The sequence below is a fragment of the Halorhodospira sp. 9628 genome (genome assembly GCF_022228075.1).
GTDB lineage: Bacteria > Pseudomonadota > Gammaproteobacteria > Nitrococcales > Halorhodospiraceae > Halorhodospira > Halorhodospira halophila_A.
Genome location: NZ_JAJNRF010000003.1, coordinates 122,846 through 145,055, shown reverse-complemented (window position 1 = coordinate 145,055; position 22,210 = coordinate 122,846). Strand labels below are relative to the sequence as shown.

The window sequence follows — 22,210 nt, the reverse complement described above, 5'->3', positions numbered from 1 at the left end:
CGTGTCCAGACTCCGGCGGAAAGGAGCCCCGCTTGGCGGCCGAGGAGCCCATCGAACCTGGTTTTCTGACCATCCATGGCAATCGCCTGGAGGACCTGCGGCAGGTGGCCGTGGAGTGGGTGCAGCGCCACCCGCTGGCGCCACTCGAGGACGAGGTCTTCCTGGTCCAGAGCAATGGCATGGCGCAGTGGCTGCGTCTGGCCCTGGCGCGACACCCGGAGGCGGAGCAGGGCGGCTGTGGGATCGCTGCGGCGGTCTCGATGCAGTTGCCGGCGCGCTTTCTCTGGTCGGTCTACCGCGCGGTCCTCGGCCCGGAGGGCGCCCCGCGCGAATCGCCCTTCGGTAAGGATACGCTCCTCTGGCGGCTGGCCCGCCTGCTCCCCGCACTCGGTGATCAGCCAGGGTTTGAGCCGCTGCGCGGCTTCCTGGCCGACGACCCGGATGGGCGCAAGCGCTACCAGCTCGCGGCACGCATCGCCGATCTCTTCGATCAGTACCAGGTCTACCGTGCGGACTGGTTGGCGGACTGGTCGCGGGGCGAAGACGTCTGCCGCGATGCGCGTGGACAGGCACGCGATCTGGCCGAGACGCAGCGCTGGCAGGCCTCGCTCTGGCGCGCCGTGTGCGCGGAACTGGCCGAGGTGGCGGGTGAGGCGGGCCAGGCCACGGTCCATCAGCTCTACCGCGAGCGCATCGCAAGCCTGGACACCGCGCCGGCCGGTCTGCCGCGGCGGGTGATCGTCTTCGGCATCTCGTCGCTGCCGCGCCAGACCCTGGAGGCGCTGCAGGAGCTCTCGCGTTTCGCCCAGGTGCTCGTTTTCGTCCACAACCCCTGCGCCTTCTACTGGGCGGATATCATCGCCGATAAGGATCTGCTGCGTGCCGGCCCCGGGCGGCGGCCGCGCAAGGCCGGCATGCCCGAGGTGCTGGAGGCGGAGGAGCTGCACAACCACGCCCACCCCCTGCTCGCCGCCTGGGGCAAGCAGGGCCGCGACTACATCGGTCTGCTGGACGCCCACGAAGACCCCCACGCCCATCCCCACCGGGCCCTGGCCCAGGCGGGCGAGCGCATCGATCTCTTCAGTAACCCGGAGACCGGATCGCTGCTCGGCCAGCTCCAGGACGATATCCTCCAGCTGCGGCCGCTGGCCGAGACCCGGGAGGTCTGGCCGGCGGTCGGGCGCGAGGATGCGTCGCTGCAGTTCCATCTCGCCCACAGCGCCCAGCGCGAGGTCGAGGTCCTCCATGACCGGCTGCTCGCCGCATTCTCGGAGGATGCGTCGCTGCGCCCGCGCGATGTGATCGTGATGGTGCCGGATATCGACGCCTACGCCCCGCACATCGAGGCCGTCTTCGGCCGTTTTGATGCCGGCGATGCGCGCCATATCCCCTATACGGTGGCCGACCAGGGCGAGCGGGGGCTGGATCCGCTGCTCATCGCCGTGGAGCAGCTTCTGAGCCTGCCCGAGTCGCGCTGCGGGCTGAGTGACCTGCTCGATCTGCTGGAGGCGCCGGCGCTGCGCCGGCGCTTTGGGATCACCGAGGCGGATCTGGCCACCCTGCACGGTTGGGCGGAGGAGGCCGGGGTCCGCTGGGGGCTCAACCGCGATCAGCGCGCCGGGCTGCAATTGCCCGAGGGGTTGGAGCAGAACACCTGGCGCTTTGGCCTGCGCCGTATGCTGCTCGGCTACGCCGTCGGTGCCGGCGAGGCGTGGTCCGGGATCGAGCCGTATGCGCAGGTGGGCGGGCTCGACGCCGCCCTCGTCGGGCGTCTGGAACGGCTGGTCGGCGCGCTGGAGGCCACCTGGGGCGAGCTGCGCGCGGAGGCCACCCCACAGCAGTGGGGCGAGCGGCTGCAGCGGCTATTGGAGACCTATTTCGAGCCCTCCGGCGAGGGGGAGTCGTTGACCCTGGAGCGGCTGCGCGATGCCCTGGAGAAGTGGCAGCGGGACTGCGAGAGCGGGGCGTTCGCCGAGCCGCTGCCGCTGAACGTGGTGCGCGAGCACTGGCTGCAGGCGCTGGAGGATACGCGACTGAGCCAGCGCTTTCTGGTCGGGGCGGTGAATTTCTGCACGCTGATGCCCATGCGCGCGATCCCCTTCCGCCACGTCTGCCTGCTGGGGATGAACGATGGCGACTACCCGCGCAGCCCCACGCCCCTGGATTTCGATCTGATGGCCGACGATTACCGGCCTGGGGATCGCTCGCGCCGCGAGGACGATCGCTACCTCTTTCTTGAGGCGCTGCTCTCGGCCCGGGATCGGCTCTACATCAGCTGGATCGGACGCAGCGTACGCGATAACGAGCCGCGTCCGCCCTCGGTGCTGGTCGGTCAGCTGCGCGATCACCTGGCCGCCGGCTGGCGCCTGGCCGACGATGGGCACGGCGGCGGTCTGCTCGAGGCGTTGACCGTCGAGCACCCGCTGCAGCCGTTCAGCCGCCAGAATTTCCAGACCGACCCCTCGGCGCGCCACTTCACCTACGCCCGCGAGTGGTGGGCGGCCCATCAGGGCGATGAGAGCGAGTCCGAACCTCTGGTCACGACGCTGCCCGAGCGGCCGGTGGAGGAGCCGCCGGCGCCGGTTACGCCCGAAACCCTGGGGGCGCTGCTCAAGCAGCCCGTGAAGACCTTCTTCAACCGTCGTCTGGGGGTCCATTTCGACGAAGATCCGCTGGCCAGTGAGGACCAGGAGCCCTTCGGCCTCGACGGGCTGACCCGCTGGCAGATGCGCGAGGCGCTCTTTCTGGCCGGGCGAGAGGCGGCCGGCGATCCCGAGATGCGCCGCGAACGCCTGGCCGCCGAGGCGCAGCGGTTGCAGCGTACCGGCGCGCTGCCGCTGGGCCCGGCCGGCACCGTCTGGGCCGAGACGCTCCAGCTCGAGGCCGATGAGCAGCTGGAGCGCTACCACCGGCACCTGGCCACCTTCGCCCAGGAGCTGGAGCCGCTGCAGCGGCTGACGCACCGCCACGGGGATTGGCAGCTGGAGGGCGGGGTGGATGGGATCCGCAGTGACGGGCAGCGGCGTGTGCGCCTGACCCACCACCTCAGCCGCCTGGCGGTCAACCGCCGGGAGGTGCGCTGGCGCTTTGACCTGCTGGCCGCACCGTGGGTCACCCACCTGATGGCCAACGCGGCCGGCGAGCCCCTGACGACCGTGATCGTCGGGCACGACCTCGACGTGGCCCTGGCGCCGCTGGAGCCGGGGCAGGCCGGTGAGCACCTGAGCCAGCTGCTTGCTGGCTGGGCGCAGGCGCAGCGCCGACCGCTGCCGGTGCCCTGCCAGCCAACCTGCGCCTGGCTGACCGCGCAGGACGAGGAGCGCGGTGATCCGGCGGCCGCGGCCGAACGGGTCTACGTCGGCGATAACTACACCTGGGCGGCCGCCGACGCCCACGACCTGCGCGCCTTCCCGCGGGCGGCGGACTGGCTGGAGGATGAGGGCTTCCCGGTCTGGCGCGAGGCGCTCTACGCGCCGCTGTGGCGGGCGGTCCAGGCGTACACGGAGGACGGCGATGGGCACGGCTGACGACGCCAGCGCGCTCGAGCCGCTGCGCTTCCCGCTGCACGGGTCGCGCCTGATCGAGGCCAGCGCCGGGACGGGCAAGACCTACACCATCGCCGCGCTCTACCTGCGCCTGGTCCTCAACCACGGGGGTGAGGCCGCGTTCGGGCGATCGCTGACCCCGCCGCAGATCCTCGTGGTGACCTTCACCGAGGCGGCCACCCGCGAGCTGCGCGAGCGCATACGCAGCCGCCTGGCGGAGGCGGCCGCGGTCTTCCGGGATCCGGAGCAGGCCGCGGAGGTGGATCCGTTCCTCGATGGGCTGCTGCAGGCGTATCCGCAGCACTCGGAACGGGCCCAGGCCGCCCGGGTGCTGGAGCTGGCCGCCGAGTGGATGGACGAGGCGGCCGTGGCCACCATCCACGCCTGGTGCTATCGGATGCTGCGCGAGCACGCCTTCGACAGCGGCAGTCTCTTCACCCAGGATCTGGAGACCGACCCCGGCGATCTGCTCGCCGAATCGGTCCGCGATTACTGGCGGACTTTCGTCTATCCCCTCGACCCGGCGGCCTTCCAGCTCTTCCGGCACGCGGTGGGGGCGGCGGACCCGGAGGCCCTGCAGCGGGCGCTGTCGCGTCTGATCGGCGCCGATGAGGAGCTCGTCGACGACGCGGACGGCCGCCTGCTCGAGCCCGACGGTCTGGCCGAGCGCCTGGGCGCCTGGCACGAGGCGCTGGAGGCGATCAAGGCGCCCTGGCGCGAGGAGCGCGAGGCGGTGGAGGCCGAGTTCCTCGATCTGCACCGCCGGGTGCTCAACGGCAATAAGTACAGGAAACCGCAGCAGCTGCTTGAGCGCATGGCGGCCTGGGCGGACGATCCGGCCCAACCGGTGCCTTTGAATGATCAGGGCAAGCCCGACCCGGGCCTGCTCGAGCGCATGAGCGCCGCCGGCCTGGCGGACCCGTCGCGACACAAGAAGGGCCAGAGCCTGCCGGCCTCGCTCCATCGCGCCTTCCAGGCGCTGGATCGTCACGCGGAGCTGGATGCACCCGGGGTGGCGATCCTGCGCGCCGCCGCCTGTTGGATCACCCGGCGTTTCCAGGCCGAGCAGCGCCGCCGGGCGCAGCTCGGTTTCCAGGATCTGCTCACCCGGCTGCGCGATGCCCTGCGCGGCCCCGGCGGCGCCCGTCTGGCGCAGACCATCCGCAGCCAGTTCCCGGTGGCGCTCATCGACGAGTTCCAGGACACCGACCCGGTCCAGTACGAGCTCTTCGAGACGGTCTACCGGATCACGGACAACGACCCGGAGTTGGGGCTGTTCCTCATCGGGGATCCCAAGCAGGCGATCTACGGCTTCCGCGGGGCGGACATCCACAGCTACCTGCGCGCCCGGGCGGCCACCGCGGGGCGGCACTACACGCTGCCGCGCAACTTCCGCTCCAGCGAGGCGCTGGTCGGCGCGGTCAACCAGCTCTTCGCGCGCGCCGAGGGGAACTGGCCGGCGGGCGCCTTCGCCTTCCGGGGCGGCCCCGGGGGCGGTTTGCCCTTCCACCCGGTGCAGGCCCAGGGGCGCGCCGAGTGCTTCGAGGAGGCGGGAACGGAGCACCCGGCGCTGAACCTCTGGTGCCACGACCCTGGCGTGTCGGTGGCGAAGAACGCCTACCTCCCGGTCTACGCCGAGGCGTGTGCCGCGCGCATGGTGGCGTTGCTCAACGGCGGTGCGGCGCGGCCGGCCGTCACCGGGTTCCGCCACCCGGATGGTCGCCTGGAGCCGGTGCGCCCGCGGGATATGGCGGTGCTGGTGCGTGATCGCCACGAGGCGCGCGCCATCCAGGAGGCGTTGGCCGCCCGCGATGTGCGCAGTGTCTACCTCTCTGATAACGACTCGGTGCTGGCCACCGCCGAGGCCGACGATCTGGTGCGCTGGCTGCGCGCCTGTGCCGAGCCGACGGATGAGGGCCTCGTACGGGCGGCCCTGGCCACGCCCACCCTCGGGCTGGCGCTGAGCGAGCTCGACCGGCTGGTCACCGATGAGCTGGCCTGGGAGCGGCGCATCGAGCAGTTCGGCGGGTATCGCCGACTCTGGCGCAGCCGCGGGGTGCTGGCGATGCTCCACCGCCTCCTGCACGACTTCGGCGTGCCGCAGCGGCTCTTGGCCACCGGCGGCGGCGAGCGCTCGCTGACCAATCTGCTCCATCTCGCCGAGCTGTTGCAGCAGTGGGCGCGGGAGCACGACGGTGAGCAGGCGCTGATCCGCCACCTGGTGGAGCTGCGCCAGCAGGCCCGCAACGGCGTCGAGGATCAGATCCTGCGCCTGGAAAGCGACGAGGACCTGGTCAAGGTGGTGACCATCCATAAGTCCAAGGGGCTGCAGTATCCGTTGGTCTTCCTGCCTTTTGCCTGCACCTTCCGCGCGGTCAGCGCGGGGGACGCGCCCCGCCGGGTGCCGGATCGGGATGGGCGGCTGCGCTGGCGTTTCGAGCTCGATGCGGAGGACGTCGAGGTGGCCGATGCCGAGCGCCTGGCCGAGGACCTGCGGCTATTCTACGTCGCCCTGACCCGCGCCCAGCACGCCTGCTGGGTCGGCATGGCGCCGATCACCCAGGGCAACAACAAGCGCAGCCTGCTCGAGCGCAGCGCGGCGGGCTATCTGCTCGCCGGGCCGGATGGGGTGGAACCCGGGGGCCTTGAGACCGTGTTGGAGCGAGTCGCGGCCGTCGATCCGGGGATCACTGTCAGCGAGCCGCTGCTCGATGCCCCGAGTCGTTTCGTCGGGGATCCGGCGCTGCCGCCGCTCGGCGAGCCGTGTCGGCCCCGGCGGCGGGCCGCGGATGCCTGGTGGATCGCCAGCTACAGCGCCCTGGTCCGCCACGATACCGGCGGGAGCGCCCACCCGGCGCCGGCGAGCGCGGCCGAGGACGTGTTGCGCGAGGAGTCGGGGCAGGCGCCGGCCCAGGAGGCCGGGGGGACGGCCGGCTCTTGGCACGGCTTCCCACGCGGTCCGGATGCCGGCACCTTCCTGCACAACCTTCTGGAGTGGGCGGCGACGCAGTTGGGGCTGGCCGTGGCCGGGTCGCAGCCCGAAGGGCTGGATGCCGAGGTGGAGCGGCGCTGCCGCTTTCGCGGTTGGGAGGATCACACGGCGACGGTGCAGGGCTGGCTGCGCGCGCTGCTCGCTGCCGAGCTCTCCTTGCCCGGTGCGCAGACGCCCCTCGCGCTGGGACGGCTGCAGACCTATCAGGCGGAACTGGAGTTCCTGATCGAGACCCAGCCGCTGCGCGCCGAGCGGCTTGATGAACGGGTGTGCCAGCACCTGCTGCCGGGCCGGGCCCGTCCACCGGTGGCCCCGGCGCGGCTCAACGGCATGCTCAAGGGCTTCATCGACCTGGTCTGCTGCCATGAGGGGCGCTACTACGTCGCCGACTACAAGTCCAACTGGCTTGGCGGTGGCGATGGACACTACGCCCCGGAGCACCTGGAGGCCGAGGTGCTGGAGCGCCGCTACGACCTGCAGCTGGTGATCTACACCCTGGCGCTGCACCGACTCCTGCGTGCCCGCCTGCCGGATTACGACTACGACCGCCACGTCGGTGGCGGCTTCTATCTCTTTCTGCGCGGCGTACAGGCGCCGGGGCAGGGCGTGTTCCACGCCCGTCCGCCGCGGGCCCTGATCGAGGAGCTCGATGGGTGGCTGCGCGACGGGCCGGATGGGCAGCAGGAGCAGGCGTCGTGAGCGAGCGCTTCGATCAGCAGGCGATCCTCCAGTGGCTGCGCGAGGCCGAGGCGCTGGGCTGGCTGCGCCCGCTGGACGGGGCCCTGGCGGAGTTCCTGCGTGAGCAGGTGCCCGATGCGCCGCCGTTGCTGCTGCTGGCCGCGGCGCTGACCAGTCATCAGGCCGGCCGTGGCCATGTCTGCCTGGATCTCGATCAACTCTGGGAGCGGGCCGAGCCGGTCCTCAGCCTGCCGCCGGAGACCGCCGAAACCCCCGAGCCGGTGAGGCCTCCCGGGGAGCTCCTGGCCGCCGCCGGCGGTCGGGATGCCTTTGAGCGGCAGCTGGCGTGCCCGGAATTGGTGGGCAGCGGCCCCGGATCCACACCGCTGGTGCGCGACGGACCGAGGCTCTACCTGCGCCGCTACTGGGCCTGCGAGCGCACCATCGCCCAGGCGGTGCGCCAGCGCGTCGATGCAGCGGCGCAGTGGCGCGCGCAGCTCGACCCGGCCGCGGTCCGGCGCTGGCTGGATGGGTTGTTCGGCGCGCCGGCGGACGGTGGCCCGGATTGGCAGCGGGTCGCCTGTGCCGTGGCCGCCGGGGGCGGTTTCAGCGTGATCACCGGCGGACCGGGGACCGGCAAGACCACGACGGTGTTGCGCCTGCTGGCGTTGCTGCAGGGGCTCCACGGCGGGGCCCTGCGCATCCGTCTGACGGCGCCCACCGGCAAGGCGGCGGCGCGGCTGAACGCGAGCATCGCCGGGGCGGTGGACCGGCTGGGCCTGGAGGCGTTGGAGGGCGGCGCTGAGCTGCGCGCGCGGATCCCCACCGAGGTGGTGACGGTCCACCGGCTGCTGGGCGCAGGCGGCGGGCGGCGCTTCCGCCACCACGCCGGGGAGCCCCTGGCCGCCGATGTGGTGGTCGTGGATGAGGCGTCGATGATCGATGTGGAGCTGATGGCGGCGCTGCTGGAGGCCCTGCCGGATGGGGCCCGGCTGGTGCTGCTCGGCGACAAGGATCAGTTGGCCTCGGTGGAGGCCGGCGCCATCCTAGGCGAGCTCTGCGCCCGGGCGGATCAGGGCGGTTATCGGCCCGAGACCGCCGAGTGGCTGGAGGCGGTCAGCGGTCAGCGCATCCCGCCGGCGCTGATCGATTTCGACGGCGGGGGGATCGACCAACACGTCGTCATGCTGCGGCACAGTCACCGTTTCGGTGCCGACAGCGGCATCGGCCGCCTGGCTCGGGCGGTGAATGCCGGTGACCAGGCGGCGGTCGAGGCCTGGGGCTATGGGCACGAGGGCGACCTGGCGCGGGTGAAGCTCAGCGACGCCGAGCACGATCCGGCGCTGATCGACTGGGCGGTGGACGGCGGGCAGACCGGGGTCGGGCATGCGGCCTACCTGCAGGAGATCCAGGCGCTGCGGCCGGACCGGGATGCGTCCGCCGCGGCCTACGCCGACTGGGCCGCGCAGGTGCTGGGGACGCACGGGGCGTTCCAGTTGCTGGCGGCACTGCGGCGCGGACCGTACGGGGTCGAGGCCCTGAATGAGCGCCTGGCGGCAGCGCTGCGCCAGCGTGGTCTGATCCACGGGGAGGGGGCCTGGTACGAGGGGCGGCCGGTGATCGTCACCCGCAACGACTATGGCCTGGGGCTGATCAACGGGGATATCGGCATCGCCCTTCGGGTCCCGCGTTCGCTGGTGCAGGGGCCCCAGGCGCAGGGCGCCGAAGAGGACCGACAGGCGGTGCTGCGGGTTGCCTTCCGCGCCGCCGATGGCAGCGGGCGGATCCGCTGGATCCCGCCCCATCGGCTGGAGTCGGTGGAGACGGCTTTCGCCCTGACGGTGCACAAGGCCCAGGGCTCGGAGTTTCGCCACGCGGCGCTGTTGCTGCCGGATCGGCCCAGCCCGGTGCTCACCCGGGAGCTCCTCTACACCGGCATCACCCGGGCCAGTCAGTGGTTCACGTTGCTGGAGTCGCAACCGGGCGTCCTGAAGGCGGCGGTGCGCCAGCGTACGGTGCGTGGCGGTGGCCTGCGGGCCATGCTCGAGGACTTCGGCTAGGCGGCAGCCGGTGAGGGCGCACAAAAAAAAGCCGCCCCGGAGGGCGGCGAACGTCATCGTCATGTGGAGTCGGAAACGCTGGTGGCGGCTGGGGGCGGCCGCCGATGTTGCGGAGGACCGTTGGCGATAGCTCGAACGTTACGGTTCCTACCTTAAGCATCGCGCCCCGATGCGTACAGTCTTTAATCTGAACCGCTGTGATAGCACAAACCTATTGGGGCGCCGCGGTCCGGCTCACAGCTCCTGGCTGATCGCCATGGCGCAGTGGCGGGGCCCGCACATCGAGCAGAAGGCCGCCTCTTTGTGGGAGGCCTTCGGCAGCGTCTCGTCGTGATAGGCACGGGCCCGCTCCGGGTCCAGAGAGAGGTTGAACTGGTCCTCCCAGCGGAACTCGTAGCGGGCGCGGGAGAGCGCATCGTCCCGATCGCGTGCCCCCGGGTGGCCGCGCGCCACATCCGCCGCGTGGGCGGCCGCCTTGTAGGTGACGATGCCGGTGCGCACGTCATCGGCGTTGGGCAGCCCCAGGTGCTCCTTCGGGGTGACGTAGCAGAGCATCGCCGTGCCGTGCCAGCCGATCTGTGCCGCGCCAATGGCCGAGGTGATGTGGTCGTACCCCGGCGCGATGTCGGTGACGATGGGGCCGAGGGTGTAGAACGGGGCCTGAAGGCAGGTCTCGCTCTGCAGGCGCATGTTCTCCTCGATCTGGTTCATCGGGATGTGCCCCGGTCCCTCGATGATGACCTGCACGCCGCGCGCCCAAGCGCGTTCAGTGAGCGCACCCAGGGTCCGCAGCTCGGCCAGCTGTGCCTCGTCCGAGGCATCGGCCACGGAGCCCGGCCGCAGGCCGTCACCGAGGGAGATGGTGATGTCGTAGCGGGCCAGGATTTCGCAGATCTCGTCGAAGCGCTCGTAGAGGAAGCTCTCGGCCTGGTGGTGGCTGCACCACTTGGCCATGACCGATCCGCCGCGGGAGACGATCCCGGTCAGACGGCCGCGGGCCAGGTCGACGTGGTTGTAGCGTACGCCCGCATGGATGGTGAAGTAGTCCACCCCTTGTTCGGCCTGTTCGATGAGGGTGTCGCGGAACACCTCCCAAGTGAGGTCTTCCGGGCGTCCGGCCTTCTCCAGCGCTTGGTAGATCGGCACGGTGCCGATCGGCACCGGCGAGTTGCGCAGCAGCCAGGCGCGGGTCTCGTGGATAGCCTCGCCGGTGGACAGGTCCATGACGGTGTCGGCGCCCCAGCGCACGGCGTGGATGAGCTTCTCGAGCTCTTCCGGGATGCCGGAACTCAGCGGCGAGTTGCCGATGTTGGCGTTGACCTTGACCTTGAAATGGCGGCCGATGGCCATCGGCTCCGCCTCGGGGTGGCGATGATTGGCCGGGATCACGGCCCGGCCGCGGGCGATCTCGTCGCGCACGAACTCCGCCGACAGGCCCTCGCGCAGGGCGACGTACTCCATCTCCGGGGTGATGACGCCGGCACGCGCATGGTCGAGCTGGGTGGGGGTCCTGGTGCCGCGCTCGGCGATCCAGGGAGCGCGGACGGGGTGGATGCCCCGGGCGGGGTCGAGCTTGGCCTCGGCATCCGTGTAGGGGCCGCCGGTGTCGTAGACGCGCAGGGGCGGGTTCTCGCGCGGCCCGTCGCTGGTCTGGGTCGGGCTCTGGACGATCTCGCGCATGGCCACCCGGAGATCCTCCCGGCTTCCCTGCAGGTAGACCCGGTGCGAAGCCGGGAACGGGCCGGCGGCTGCACAGGCACGCTCGCGGACGGCTTGGCTGAGCGGACAGTTGCTGGTGTCGCGGGTCTGATCCGGGGTCGGCGGACGGGTGGTTGCGGAATCCATCTCGTTCAAGGCTCCATCTCCCTTGTCATTGGCCGTTTGGAGACGGAGCGGGGCGGGTGTAGAGCGTGCGGGCTCAGCCCGAGGCTGGCGCGCACCACCCGGAAGCTCCCTACGCCGGTACGAACCGGATCAGGTTCCAAGGGACTCTCTCAGCCCCCCGGCCGGCTGGCCGGGGGGCACCCCCGCTTCCGTCTTGAGCCGCATTAGAGCATTTGCGGATCAGGTGTGCAAAGATGCCCCCTAGGGCCTGCAGGAAGCGGAGGTTGCCATGGGAGCGGAGCGCCAGGACCCTCGGGTGTGGCTTGAGCGTTGGTTCCAGGCGGCTTTGGCGGCGGTGGATCCGGCCCGTTGTCTGCCCCCCATGCTCCCGGAGCCCGGGGCGGGCAGGACGGTGGTTGTGGGCGCTGGCAAGGCGGCTGCCTCGATGGCAGCAGCCGTCGAAACGAACTGGACTGGCCCGCTGAGCGGCACCGTGATCGTGCCGTACGGACACGCCATGGCTACCGGCAGCATTGTGGTGCGCGAGGCCGGCCATCCGGTGCCGGACGAGGCGGGTGTTGAAGCGACGCAGGAGCTGCTCGGCCAGCTCGACGGCCTGAGGTCGGACGACTTGGTCCTGGTGCTGCTCTCCGGGGGTGGGTCGGCGCTGCTGACCGCCCCTGCACCGCCGCTGACCCTGGCTGGGAAGCAGGCGACCACCCGGGCCCTGCTGCGCAGCGGTGCACCGATCGATGCCATCAACACCGTCCGCCGTCACCTGTCGGCAGTGAAGGGCGGGCGCCTGGCTGCGCGCGCCCACCCGGCACGGGTCGTCACTCTGCTCATCTCCGACGTGCCGGGAGACGATCCGGCGACCATCGCCTCCGGCCCCACCAGCCCGGATACTTCGACACCGGAGGATGCGCGCCGAATCCTGGATCGTTATCAAGTGCCCTGCGACCCCTCGGTCACCGCAGCGCTGGAGCAGGCGCAGCCACCCCCGCGGCCCGATGATGCGCGTCTGCGGCGCGTGTCATGCCATGTGGTCGCCGGGGCTCAGGCAGCCCTGCAGGCCGCGGCGCAGGCGGCCCGGGCGGATGGTGTGACCCCGCTGGTACTGGGCGACACCATCGAGGGCGAGGCCCGCGAGGTGGCGCGCGTACTGATTGGCATGGGTCGCTCCTGCCGGCGTTGGGGCGCGCCGGTGCCGCCGCCCTGTGTGCTGCTCTCCGGTGGCGAGACCTCGGTGACCGTGCGCGGTTCGGGCCGGGGGGGTCGCAACACCGAGCTGGCCCTGGCGGCGGCCCTGGCTGCCGACGGGATCCCGGGCTTCCACCTGCTCTGCGCCGATACCGACGGCATCGACGGCAGTGAAGACAACGCCGGCGCGCTGGTCGATCCGGCCACCCTGGAACGCGCCTGTGCCCAAGGGCTGGACGCCTGGGCGCACCTGGCGGAGAACGACAGCTACGGCTTCTTTGAGGCCGTCGGGGGGCTGCTGCACACCGGGCCGACGCTGACCAACGTCAACGACTTCCGCGCGCTCCTGGTCCCGTAGGCAAATCCCGCGGGCCGTTTAAGGTGTCCCGGTTCCGGGGAGGGGACCTACACTGGACGGGAAGGACCGTGGTCAACCGTGGAGGTAGTCGAGATGAGTCTGACCGAGAAGACGTGCGTGCCGTGCCAGGGCGGCGTGGCGCCCATGGACCGGGAGCAGGCGGAGGGCATGCTGGCGCAGGTCCCCGAGTGGTCCCTGGATGCCGATGCCCGGATGATCTACCGGCGTTTCAAGTTCCGCAACTTCATTGATGCCCTGGCCTTCGTCAATCGGGTCACGGAAGTGGCCGAGGCGGAGGATCACCACCCGGACATCCTCCTCGGCTACGGCTACGCCGAGGTGCAGATCCAGACGCACAAGATCGAGGGGTTGCACGAGAACGACTTCATCCTCGCCGCCAAGGTCGATGCCCTGGGCGCCTAGTCCGGATCGTCGCCCCAGTGCCCGGAGCGTCCGCCTCGCTTGTGCACGAGACGGACGCCGCCAATTTCCATGCCGCGGTCGAGCCCCTTGCACATGTCGTAGACGGTCAGCAGGGCTGTCTGCACCGCGGTGAGCGCCTCCATCTCCACCCCGGTGGCGCTGGTGGTTTCAACCCGGGTGCGGCAATGGACCCGGTGGCTTTCCGCCTGCAGGGTCAACGTAACCTCGGCGTGACTCAACGCCACGGGGTGGCACAGGGGGACGAGTTCTGCCGTGCGCTTGGCGGCCATCAGCCCGGCGATGCGGGCCGTGGCCAAGGCGTCGCCCTTTTTCAGGTTGCCGGCCTCCAAGGCCGAGAAGGCCGATTCCGACAGGGCGATCCAGCCCTCGGCGACGGCCACCCGTCGCGTGGCCGCCTTATCGCCGATATCGACGATGTGCGCCTCGCCGCTACCTGTCAGGTGGGGCAGCGGTGAGGCGGCTTGATCCTTGTGGCCAGACCCGTCGCCCATGGGCGTGCCTCCTCGGCGGGGGCTCCGGTCAATCCTGGACGTAGTAGCTGCGCTGCACGCCCAGGTTGTCGTCTAGCTCGTAGACCAGCGGCCGTCCGGTGGGAATCTCGACCTTCATGATCGCGTCATCAGCCAGCCCGTCGAGGTGCTTGACCAGCGCACGCAGGCTGTTGCCGTGGGCGGCGATGAGCACGCAGTCGTACTGGCGCAGCGCCGGTGCGATCTCGCGCTCCCAGCAGGGGAGCACGCGCTCCAGGGTCAGCTTGAGCGACTCCGTACCCGGCAGCTGCTGCGGATCCAGATCGGCGTAGCGCGGATCGTGGCGCGGGTGGCGTTCGTCGTCCGGCTCCAGGGCCGGGGGCGGGGTGTCGTAGCTGCGCCGCCAGATGTGGACCTGCTCGTCGCCGTACTGCTCGGCCGTTTCCGCTTTGTTCAGGCCGGTGAGTGCACCGTAGTGGCGCTCATTCAGCCGCCAGTCCTTGATCTCGGGGATCCACATGCGGTCGAGTTCGGCGAGGCTCAACCAAAGGGTGCGAATGGCCCGTTTAAGCACCGAGGTGTAGGCGACCTGCGGGGTGATCCCCGCCTCGCGTAGGGCGACGCCTGCCTCCCGGGCTTCGTCGATCCCCTGATCGCTCAGGTCGACGTCGTACCAGCCCGTGAACCGGTTCTCGAGATTCCAGATGCTCTGGCCGTGACGCAGTAGAACGAGTTTCGGCATCAGGTTCACACCCTCCGTGACGGAAAGGGCCGATAGTGTAATGCCTCGGGCCGTCCTCGGCGAGGGGGGGGCGCCGTTGTGACGGCGCACGCTACGGGTTGTATGGTAACGCCATTCACGTGGTTCAAGTGGAGGATGAAGTGGCGCAAGAAATCGAGCGCAAGTTTCTGCTCAGCGGCGATGATTGGCGTGAGCATGCCGATACCGGACAGCGCATGCGCCAGGGGTATTTGGTGGGGGCGCAGCGCGCCTCGATCCGTGTGCGCGTCGCCGGAGAGCAGGCGTGGCTGAACATCAAGAGCGCCACCCTGGGAGTGGAACGCCGTGAGTACGAGTATCCGATCCCGCTGCGGGATGCCGAGGAGATGCTCGCGGAGCTCTGCGAGCGGCCGCAGATCGAGAAGGTGCGCTACGAGGTGCCGTGGGCGGGGCATACGTGGGAGGTTGATGTCTTCGAGGGCGACAACGCGGGACTGGTGGTTGCTGAAATCGAGCTCGGCGATGCCGATGAGGACTTCGAGTGCCCCCCTTGGGTCGGCGAGGAGGTCTCCGATGACCCGCGCTACTACAACGTCTGCCTCATCCAGAACCCCTACTCGCAATGGGCCGCGCGGTGAGCCGTGCCCTGCCGCAACGCTGGCTGCGTGTTGATCTGCCGGCGCAGCGGTTGACCCTCCACGAGGGGGAGGCCGCGCTGCGCGTGTTCCCGGTGGCCACGGCTGCCCGCGGTCCCGGGGAGCGCCATGGCGGTGGCGGGACCCCGCGCGGCTGGCACTCCGTGCGGGCCCGCATCGGCGCCGATCAGCCCTGCCGGGCGGTGTTCGTGGCCCGGCGCCCGACCGGCGAGGTGTGGACACCGGCCCTGCACCGAGAGCACCCGCAGCGTGACTGGATCCTGAGTCGTATCCTGTGGCTATCCGGCCTGGAGCGCGGGGTGAATCGCCTCGGTGCGGTGGATACCATGAAGCGGTTCATCTACATCCACGGGTGCCCGGACAGCGAGCCTGTCGGTGTGCCGTGCTCCCACGGATGCATCCGCATGCGCAACGCGGACGTGATCGAGCTGTTCGACGCGGTGGATGCGGGCACCCCGGTCTGGATCGGTTCGCGCTGGCCGAGCCGGCCGATGCCGACCCGGGGCGGCTGATTCGGGGCGACAGGGAGGGGCACGCCATGCTGGGCCCGTTGATGATCGGTATCGAGGGGGTGGAACTCCCCGCGCAGTCGCGGGAACTCCTGCGCCACCCGGCCGTCGGTGGCGTCGTCCTCTTTGCCCGCAACTTTCAGAATGTGCAGCAACTGCATGATCTCACGCGGGACATCCACGCCGTGCGCGAGCCGCCGCTGTTGATCGCGGTGGATCAGGAGGGTGGGCGCGTGCAGCGATTCCGCGAGGGGTTCACGCCGCTTCCCCCCGCTTCTTGGCTGGGTCGCCTGAACGATCTCGACCCGCATCAGGCTCGGCTGACCGCACAGAGGACCGCGTGGGTCATGGCTGCGGAGCTCCGCGCCTGCGGAGTGGATCTGAGCTTCGCGCCGGTGCTGGATCTCGATGGCGGGATCAGCCGCGTCATTGGCGCGCGCGCCCTGCACGGGGATCCGGCCACGGTGGCGCGGTTGGGGCATGCCTGGATGCGCGGTATGCGCCAGGCGGGTATGGCGGCGGTAGGCAAGCACTTCCCGGGGCACGGCTCGGTTGAGGCTGACAGTCACGTTGCGCTGCCGTGCGATGGGCGGCCATTGGCAGAGATCGCGCGCCGGGATCTGGTACCCTTTCAGCGCCTGGCCGCCGCCGGGCTGCCGGGGATCATGGCGGCGCACGTGGTCTACCCCGAGGTGGACGACCGGCCCGCCGGGTTCTCCCGGCGCTGGATCGGTGACATCCTGCGTCGTCGCGTGGGCTTCCTCGGGGCCGTTTTCAGTGACGACCTCGGTATGCGCGGGGCGGAGACGGCCGGCACCATGCTGGAACGGGTGGATGCGTGCCTCGGGGCCGGCTGCGATGCAGCGCTGGTCTGCGATCCGCCGCAGGCCGAGGCGCTGCTCGGCGAGGTCGCGGCAGACCGCTGGCTGGAACCTGCATCCGGACTGCGTATGGTGCGTATGCATGGTCGGCCGGCCCCGGCATGGTCCGAACTCCAGGAGGATGCCGCCTATCAGGCAGCGGTCCGCGAGCTGACTGAGGGGATCCCGGGCTTCGAGGCGCCGGGGTGAGTCCATCGAAACCGACAACGGTAAAAGACAACGGTACCAGGAGGGCTGCGATGCCTTGGGACGATGCCCCGGATCTGCGCGGGGCCGAACTGATCCATGACCGGCGGGCCATCGAGCGGGCCCTGGACCGCATGGCCGCGGAGATCACCGAGGATCTCGGCGGGCGCAACCCGCTGATCCTGGGCGTCATGATCGGCGGGATGATCCCGGCAGGGCGGCTGCTGCCGCGCCTGGAGTTCCCGCTCGAGGTCGACTATGTCCACGCCACCCGGTACCGCAACGAACTCAGCGGCCAGGATCTGGTGTGGCATGCGCTACCCACGACGCCGATGGAGGGGCGAGACCTGCTGATCGTCGATGACATCCTGGATGAGGGCCATACGCTGGCCGGGATCATCGAGGCCTTCCGCAACGGCGGGGCGCGCTCGGTGCGAACCGCCGTGTTGGTCGATAAGCGCCACGATCGCAAGTTCGAGGGGCTGTGCGCCGACTACGTCGGGCTCGAAGTGGAGGACCGCTACGTCTTCGGCGCCGGGATGGACTGCCGGGGGCTGGGGCGCAACGCCGATGGCATCTACGCCATCGATGCCCGCACCGAGCAGGCCGCAAGGTCGCAACAGGAACCGGATACGGAGGAGCGTTGATGAGTGTTGGCATTATCGGCGGGACCGGGCTGACCTCCCTCGAGGGGCTGGAAATCACCCGTCGCGAGGTGGTCCGGACTCCGTTCGGCGAGCCATCGGCGCCATTGATCCACGGCACATTCCGTGGCCACGATGTCACCTTCTTGGCGCGCCACGGCCACAGCCACAATATCCCGCCGCACCAGGTCAACTATCGCGCCAACATCTGGGCCCTGCGTCACGTCGGCGTCGACCGGGTGATCGCCGTCGCGGCGGTCGGTGGCCTGGGGGAGGAGTACGCGCCGCGCCGGGTCGCGATCCCGGATCAGATCATCGACTACACGCACTCGCGTATCGCCACCTTTTACCACCAGGATCTGGATCACGTTACCCACATCGATTTCACCTATCCCTACGACGGCACTGTGCGGGAGTGGCTGCTCGGCGCCGCGCGCGAGGCCGGCGTCGATGCGATCGATGGCGGCACCTACGGCGCCACCCAGGGGCCGCGCCTGGAGACGGCTGCGGAGATCCGCCGCATGCGCCGGGACGGCTGCGATCTGGTGGGGATGACCGGCATGCCGGAGGCGGCGTTGGCGCGCGAGGCCGAGTTGCGCTACGCCCACTGCGCCGTGGTGGCCAATTGGGCCGCCGGCATGGGCGACGGGGCGGAGCTGTCCATGGACGAGATCCGCGATCACCTCCTCCACGGCATGGAGGCGGTGCGCAGGATCATCGCGGCGCTGAGCTAGACGACCGGCCCAGACGGAAGCCGGCGACGCGCAACGCGTCGCCGGTCGGCCCCCGAACGGGGCGCCTTCGGTCAGCCGTCGGGCGGTTGGTCGGCTGGGTGGATGATGATGAGCACGCCCAGAGCTGGATGGTCCAGGTAATGGAGCTCGCCGCTGCGCATGCGGCGGTTTTCTTGCATACGGTGGAGCGGGGCCCGAATCTGCTCGGCCTCATCGATCTCCCGCCCGACCGCTCGCCAGTGCAGACGCAGATCGACTGCGGCGTGGAGGAAGCGCTCCCGATAGATGCGGATCAGCCCGAAGGCCGGGGGCTGATACTGTGGGTCGCGGAGTTCCTGGTTCCGGGCCTCGGCCTCGGTGGGCGGCGTCCAGTGGTAGGGCACAGGGACCGCTACGGCCCGGTCCCGCCCGACGCCCGGCTGCAGCCAGGCGAGGTGGTACAGCGGCTGGTAGGCGTCGGATCGGGTCAGGGCTCCCCAGTGGGCGGTTAACCGCCGCCGCTCGGCGGGCAGGCAGTGTAGGCGGGTCTCTTGGGCGTCCAGATCGTCGGTCTCGATTTCGGCCGAGGCCGGGTCGTCCTCGATGCCGAGTTCCCGCCGGCTCGCCTGGTCGCTTCCACATCCGGCCGGAATCTGCCAGAGCGGGTAATGGGGGAGGTCGGCGCGGGTTGGCCAGCGCTCGGCGTGGCGCCCGCCCTGTTCCCACTGCCGGAAGACGATGACCTCCACCTCGTACCATTCATCCGCCTCGGCCGCCTGTGCCGACACGGACACGCCCGCGCCCCCGGTGAGCAGAAGCGTCGCGCTCAGTACCACGCCCGCAAGCCCGCGCCGCGGTCTCCGCGTGCCGGGAGTCACCCCTCTCATCCTGCCACCTCCTCGCTGGCGTGAAGCCTCTCCAGAAGTCGCTCGATCACTTCGAAGCGGGTCTGCTCATCGCTGAGATCGGCACGGACGTGGAGACGCTGCTGCCCGTCCAGGCGGTACTTGTCGGGCTCCTGCTGAACCATCTGAACCAGGCGAGCCGGATCGATTTGGGGCTGTGGGCCGAACTGGATGGTCCCGCCGGAGGGGCCGGCCTCGATCTTGCGAATGCCCAGCGCCTCGGCCCGAAGCTTGAGGGCGGCCGTCCGGAAGAGGTTGCGTGCTGCATCGGGCAGCAGGCCGAAGCGGTCGATCATCTCCACCTGGAGCTCTTCGAGGTCGGCGTCGCTGCGGGCGCTGCTGATCCGCTTGTACTGCACCAGGCGGGTGTGGACATCCGGCAGGTAGTCGGCCGGGAGCAGGGCGGAAAGGCGCAGGTCCACCTCCACACCGCTCTCCAGCTCGGCCTCCGGTGCCGGATCGCGTCCGGCCTTGAGATCCTTGACCGCCCGCTCGAGGAGCTGACTGTACAGCGTGAACCCGACCTCCTGGATCTGTCCGCTCTGCTCATCGCCGAGCAGCTCACCGGCGCCGCGGATCTCCAAGTCGTGGGAGGCAAGCGCGAAACCGACGCCGAGGTCCTCGAGCTGAGAGATAGCCTCCAGACGCTTGAGCGCGTCGGCGGTCATCGCGCTCGGCGGCGGCGCGAGCAGATAGGCGTAGGCCCGGTGGTGGGAGCGCCCGACGCGGCCGCGAAGCTGGTGCAACTGGGCGAGCCCAAAACGATCGGCCCGATGGATAATGATCGTATTGGCGGTGGGGATATCGATCCCCGATTCGATGATCGTGGTACACACCAGGATATCGAAGCGTTGGTGGTAGAAGTCGAGCATCACCTGCTCGAGTTCCCGCTCGCGCATCTGGCCGTGGGCAACACCGATCCGCGCTTCCGGCATCAGCTCACGCAGATGGTTGGCGGTGCGATCGATCGTCTTGACGTCGTTGTAGAGGAAATAGGCCTGCCCGCCCCGCTGGAGTTCCCGCTGGCAGGCCTCGCGGATGAGGCCGTCGTTCCATTCGTGGACAAAGGTCTTCACCGCCAGGCGTCGCTCCGGCGGCGTGGCGATGATCGACAGGTCCCGGATACCCGCCAGGGACATGTTTAGGGTGCGCGGGATGGGCGTGGCGGTCAGGGTCAGGACATCGACCTCGGCGCGGAGGCGCTTGAGCCGTTCCTTCTGCCGGACGCCGAAGCGCTGCTCCTCGTCGATGATCACCAGCCCCAGGTTCTTGAACTGGATCTCGCTGCCGAGCAGCTTGTGGGTGCCGATGACGATGTCGGCTTGTCCGTTGGCGATCCGATCCAGGGCCTGCTCGTTGCCCTTCTTGCCCGTGAAGCGCGACAGCGACTCGATGCGCACCGGCCAGTCGGCGAAGCGGTCGGCGAAGTTCTGGTAGTGCTGCTGCGCCAGCAGGGTCGTCGGCACCAGCATGGCCACCTGGCGCCCGGACTGCACACCGGCGAAGGCGGCCCGCATGGCCACCTCGGTCTTGCCGAAGCCGACATCGCCGCAGACCACCCGGTCCATGGGCTGATCCGAGCGCAGATCCTGAAGGACCGCCTGGATGGCCGCTTGTTGGTCCGGTGTCTCTTCGAAGGGGAAGGCGGCGGCGAAGGCCTCATAGGCCTCGTCGTCGAACAGACAGGCATCGCCGGCCCGGGCCTGACGCCGCGCGTAGAGGTCGAGCAACTCGGCGGCCACGTCGCGGGCGCGCTTGGCCGCCCGGCGCCGCGCCTTATCCCACTGATCGCTGCCCAGGCGGTGCTGCGGGGCCTCATCGGCGTCGGCCCCGGTGTAGCGCGAGATCCGATCCAGCGCGGAAACCGGGACGTAGAGCTTGTCGCCGCCCGCGTACTCGAGGGTGAGGAATTCGGTGGTAACGTCCCCGACGGTGAGGCTCTGCAGGCCGACATAGCGGCCGACCCCGTGGTCCTCGTGGACCACCGGGGCGCCCTCGTGCAGGTCGGAGAGGTCGCGGATCACCGCCGCCGGGTCGGTGGAGGCACTGGAGCGCCGGCGCCGGCTTTGCCGGGCGCGCTCGCCGTAGAGCGCGCTCTCCGGAATGATAGCCATCCCGTCAATGCGCGCGCCGCTCTCCAGCGGGGCGACGGTGATCGCCGCCGTCGCGTCGCCGTCGAGGAATTCGCGCCAGCCACGCACCGGCTCAGCCTCGATGCCGGCTCGGGTCAGCCGTTCCTGCAGCCCCTGGCGGCGTCCGGCGCTCTCGGCAGTGAACAGGACCCGTCCGTTGTGTCCGGCGTGGAAGTGCTCGAGCCGTTCCAGTGGTCTTTCCGCCTGGGGCCGGGCGGCCAGCTCGGGCAGGGCGCTGACTTCGGCCTCGGCGCCGCGCCCGGGTTCGGTGTGCAGCGCCACCTGGGGGCAGCGGTTGAGGCCGGCGCGTAGCTCGTCCCCGTCGAGGAAGACTCGACGGGGCGGCAGTGGGGGACGGTCCATATCGCCAGTGCGCTGCTCGTAACGGTCCTGAACCTGCCGCCAGAAGCTGTCCGCCGCTTCGTCGACCCCCTCCAGACGCACAGACAGGGTCCCTTCCGGCAGGTAGTCGAACAGCGTGGCCGTCCCCTCGAAGAAGAGCGGCAGGTAGTACTCGATCCCCCCGGGGATGCGGCCCTCGCTGACGGCGCGATAGAGGAAGCTGCGCCCCGGATCGCCCTCGAACTCGGCCCGGAATGCCTGTCTGAAGCGGGTGACCCCGTCCTCGTCGGTGGGGAACTCCCGGCCCGGCAGTAGCTCGATGGCGTCGACCTTCTCGGTGGTGCGCTGGGTCTCGGGATCGAAGCGGCGCAGGCTCTCCACCTCGTCGTCGAACAGGTCGATGCGATAGGGCGTTTCGCCTCCCATCGGGAAGAGATCGAGTAGGGCGCCCCGGACCGCGAATTCACCGTGTTCGCCGACCTCGGGGACGCATCGGTAGCCGGCGGCCTCCAGACGTCGGCGCATGGATTCGATCTCCAGCTGGTCGCCGGGACGCAGCATCAGCGATCGACCCTCGAGCCAGCCGCGCGGCGGCAGGCGATGCATGAGGGTTGCCACCGGAACCACCAGAACGCCGCGGTCCATCCCCGGCAGGCGGTAGAGCCCGAGCAGACGCTCCGAGATGATGTCCTGATGCGGGGAGAAGACGTCGTAGGGCAGGGTTTCCCAGTCCGGAAAGCCGAGCACGGACGCGTCGTCTCCCAGGAAAAAACCGAGCGCCTCTTGCAGGGCGGCGGCCTGCTGCGGCGTTCCGGTAACTGCGATGACTGGTCCGTCATGCTGCCGGGCGGCTTCCGCGATGGCTAGCGGCTGGGCCGCGCCGAGCAGCCCGGACCAGTCCCGCCGCTCGGCGGGGCGTCGGGGTAGGGGCAGATCGCCGAGCAACACGC

15 protein-coding genes and 1 riboswitch are annotated in these 22,210 nt (G+C 70.1%); of the genes, 10 read left to right on the top strand and 5 right to left on the bottom strand.

The window, feature by feature from the left end; all coding sequences use genetic code 11:
* Positions 1-32 precede the first annotated feature (32 nt).
* The 3 genes from recC to recD are packed head-to-tail and all read left to right on the top strand — an operon-like array spanning position 33 to position 9,275.
* Positions 33-3,527: an exodeoxyribonuclease V subunit gamma gene (recC, locus tag LRG10_RS05015; RefSeq protein ID WP_238634827.1), complete on the top strand. Its 3,495-nt coding sequence runs from the start codon at positions 33-35 to the stop codon at positions 3,525-3,527.
* The gene (recB, locus tag LRG10_RS05010) at positions 3,514-7,236 is read left to right on the top strand and encodes an exodeoxyribonuclease V subunit beta (RefSeq protein WP_238634826.1); all 3,723 of its coding nucleotides are present in this window, start codon (positions 3,514-3,516) and stop codon (positions 7,234-7,236) included. Before recC ends, recB begins: the two co-directional genes overlap by 14 nt.
* Positions 7,233-9,275 carry an exodeoxyribonuclease V subunit alpha gene (recD, locus tag LRG10_RS05005; RefSeq protein WP_238634825.1) on the top strand — a complete coding sequence of 681 codons (2,043 nt, stop codon included), beginning with the start codon at positions 7,233-7,235 and terminating at the stop codon, positions 9,273-9,275. Before recB ends, recD begins: the two co-directional genes overlap by 4 nt.
* Positions 9,276-9,509: 234 nt before the next feature.
* Here the strand turns inward: recD and thiC are convergent, their stop codons facing one another.
* The gene (gene thiC, locus LRG10_RS05000; RefSeq protein WP_201242487.1) at positions 9,510-11,120 is read right to left on the bottom strand and encodes a phosphomethylpyrimidine synthase ThiC; all 1,611 of its coding nucleotides are present in this window, start codon (positions 11,118-11,120) and stop codon (positions 9,510-9,512) included.
* An 89-nt stretch (positions 11,121-11,209) separates the two neighbouring features.
* Positions 11,210-11,314: riboswitch (TPP riboswitch) on the bottom strand.
* Between the two features lie 74 nt (positions 11,315-11,388).
* On the opposite strand from thiC, the gene LRG10_RS04995 reads away from it, so the two are divergent.
* On the top strand, positions 11,389-12,657 hold the full coding sequence (locus tag LRG10_RS04995) for a glycerate kinase (protein WP_238634824.1): 1,269 nt from the start codon (positions 11,389-11,391) through the stop codon (positions 12,655-12,657).
* 93 nt (positions 12,658-12,750) lie between these two features.
* Complete coding sequence (locus tag LRG10_RS04990; protein WP_201167095.1) at positions 12,751-13,080, top strand: 4a-hydroxytetrahydrobiopterin dehydratase; 330 nt, start codon at positions 12,751-12,753, stop codon at positions 13,078-13,080.
* Here the strand turns inward: LRG10_RS04990 and moaC are convergent.
* Positions 13,077-13,592 carry a cyclic pyranopterin monophosphate synthase MoaC gene (gene moaC, locus LRG10_RS04985; protein ID WP_238632618.1) on the bottom strand — a complete coding sequence of 172 codons (516 nt, stop codon included), beginning with the start codon at positions 13,590-13,592 and terminating at the stop codon, positions 13,077-13,079. The genes LRG10_RS04990 and moaC overlap by 4 nt on opposite strands.
* 28 nt (positions 13,593-13,620) lie before the next feature.
* Complete coding sequence (gpmA, locus tag LRG10_RS04980) at positions 13,621-14,313, bottom strand: 2,3-diphosphoglycerate-dependent phosphoglycerate mutase (RefSeq protein WP_201242492.1); 693 nt, start codon at positions 14,311-14,313, stop codon at positions 13,621-13,623.
* A 140-nt stretch (positions 14,314-14,453) separates the two neighbouring features.
* Here gpmA and LRG10_RS04975 point away from each other — a divergent pair, with 140 nt between their 5' ends.
* Genes LRG10_RS04975 through LRG10_RS04955 form a run of 5 tightly spaced genes read left to right on the top strand, consistent with a single transcriptional unit; the run spans position 14,454 to position 17,902 of the window.
* A complete protein-coding gene (locus LRG10_RS04975) occupies positions 14,454-14,930 on the top strand; it encodes a CYTH domain-containing protein (RefSeq protein ID WP_201167104.1) in 477 nt (158 codons plus the stop codon).
* Positions 14,915-15,460 carry a L,D-transpeptidase gene (locus tag LRG10_RS04970; RefSeq protein ID WP_238634823.1) on the top strand — a complete coding sequence of 182 codons (546 nt, stop codon included), beginning with the start codon at positions 14,915-14,917 and terminating at the stop codon, positions 15,458-15,460. The genes LRG10_RS04975 and LRG10_RS04970 overlap by 16 nt, the downstream gene beginning before the upstream one ends.
* Before the next feature lie 26 nt (positions 15,461-15,486).
* Positions 15,487-16,527: a beta-N-acetylhexosaminidase gene (nagZ, locus tag LRG10_RS04965; RefSeq protein WP_201242494.1), complete on the top strand. Its 1,041-nt coding sequence runs from the start codon at positions 15,487-15,489 to the stop codon at positions 16,525-16,527.
* 50 nt (positions 16,528-16,577) lie between these two features.
* The gene (locus LRG10_RS04960) at positions 16,578-17,171 is read left to right on the top strand and encodes a hypoxanthine-guanine phosphoribosyltransferase (RefSeq protein ID WP_201242495.1); all 594 of its coding nucleotides are present in this window, start codon (positions 16,578-16,580) and stop codon (positions 17,169-17,171) included.
* Complete coding sequence (locus tag LRG10_RS04955; RefSeq protein ID WP_201167117.1) at positions 17,171-17,902, top strand: S-methyl-5'-thioinosine phosphorylase; 732 nt, start codon at positions 17,171-17,173, stop codon at positions 17,900-17,902. Before LRG10_RS04960 ends, LRG10_RS04955 begins: the two co-directional genes overlap by 1 nt.
* A 71-nt stretch (positions 17,903-17,973) precedes the next feature.
* Here LRG10_RS04955 and LRG10_RS04950 read toward each other — a convergent pair whose 3' ends face one another.
* Together LRG10_RS04950 and mfd are read right to left on the bottom strand one after the other, a co-directional pair.
* Entirely contained in the window at positions 17,974-18,675 is a 702-nt protein-coding gene (locus LRG10_RS04950; RefSeq protein WP_201167127.1) for a peptidoglycan binding protein CsiV, read from the bottom strand.
* An 89-nt stretch (positions 18,676-18,764) separates the two neighbouring features.
* Positions 18,765-22,208, bottom strand: coding sequence for a transcription-repair coupling factor (gene mfd / locus LRG10_RS04945; protein WP_238634822.1), 3,444 nt, complete (start codon positions 22,206-22,208; stop codon positions 18,765-18,767).
* Between the last annotated feature and the right edge of the window lie 2 nt (positions 22,209-22,210).

Coding starts and splice junctions, on each gene's coding strand:
- LRG10_RS04995 (WP_238634824.1), top strand. CDS start 11,389: ATGGGAGCGGAGCGCCAGGACCCTCGGGTGTGGCTTGAGCGTTGGTTC.
- LRG10_RS04960 (WP_201242495.1), top strand. CDS start 16,578: ATGCCTTGGGACGATGCCCCGGATCTGCGCGGGGCCGAACTGATCCAT.
- gpmA (WP_201242492.1), bottom strand. CDS start 14,313: ATGCCGAAACTCGTTCTACTGCGTCACGGCCAGAGCATCTGGAATCTC.
- LRG10_RS04990 (WP_201167095.1), top strand. CDS start 12,751: ATGAGTCTGACCGAGAAGACGTGCGTGCCGTGCCAGGGCGGCGTGGCG.
- LRG10_RS04955 (WP_201167117.1), top strand. CDS start 17,171: ATGAGTGTTGGCATTATCGGCGGGACCGGGCTGACCTCCCTCGAGGGG.
- LRG10_RS04970 (WP_238634823.1), top strand. CDS start 14,915: ATGGGCCGCGCGGTGAGCCGTGCCCTGCCGCAACGCTGGCTGCGTGTT.
- recB (WP_238634826.1), top strand. CDS start 3,514: ATGGGCACGGCTGACGACGCCAGCGCGCTCGAGCCGCTGCGCTTCCCG.
- nagZ (WP_201242494.1), top strand. CDS start 15,487: ATGCTGGGCCCGTTGATGATCGGTATCGAGGGGGTGGAACTCCCCGCG.
- moaC (WP_238632618.1), bottom strand. CDS start 13,592: ATGGGCGACGGGTCTGGCCACAAGGATCAAGCCGCCTCACCGCTGCCC.
- thiC (WP_201242487.1), bottom strand. CDS start 11,120: ATGGATTCCGCAACCACCCGTCCGCCGACCCCGGATCAGACCCGCGAC.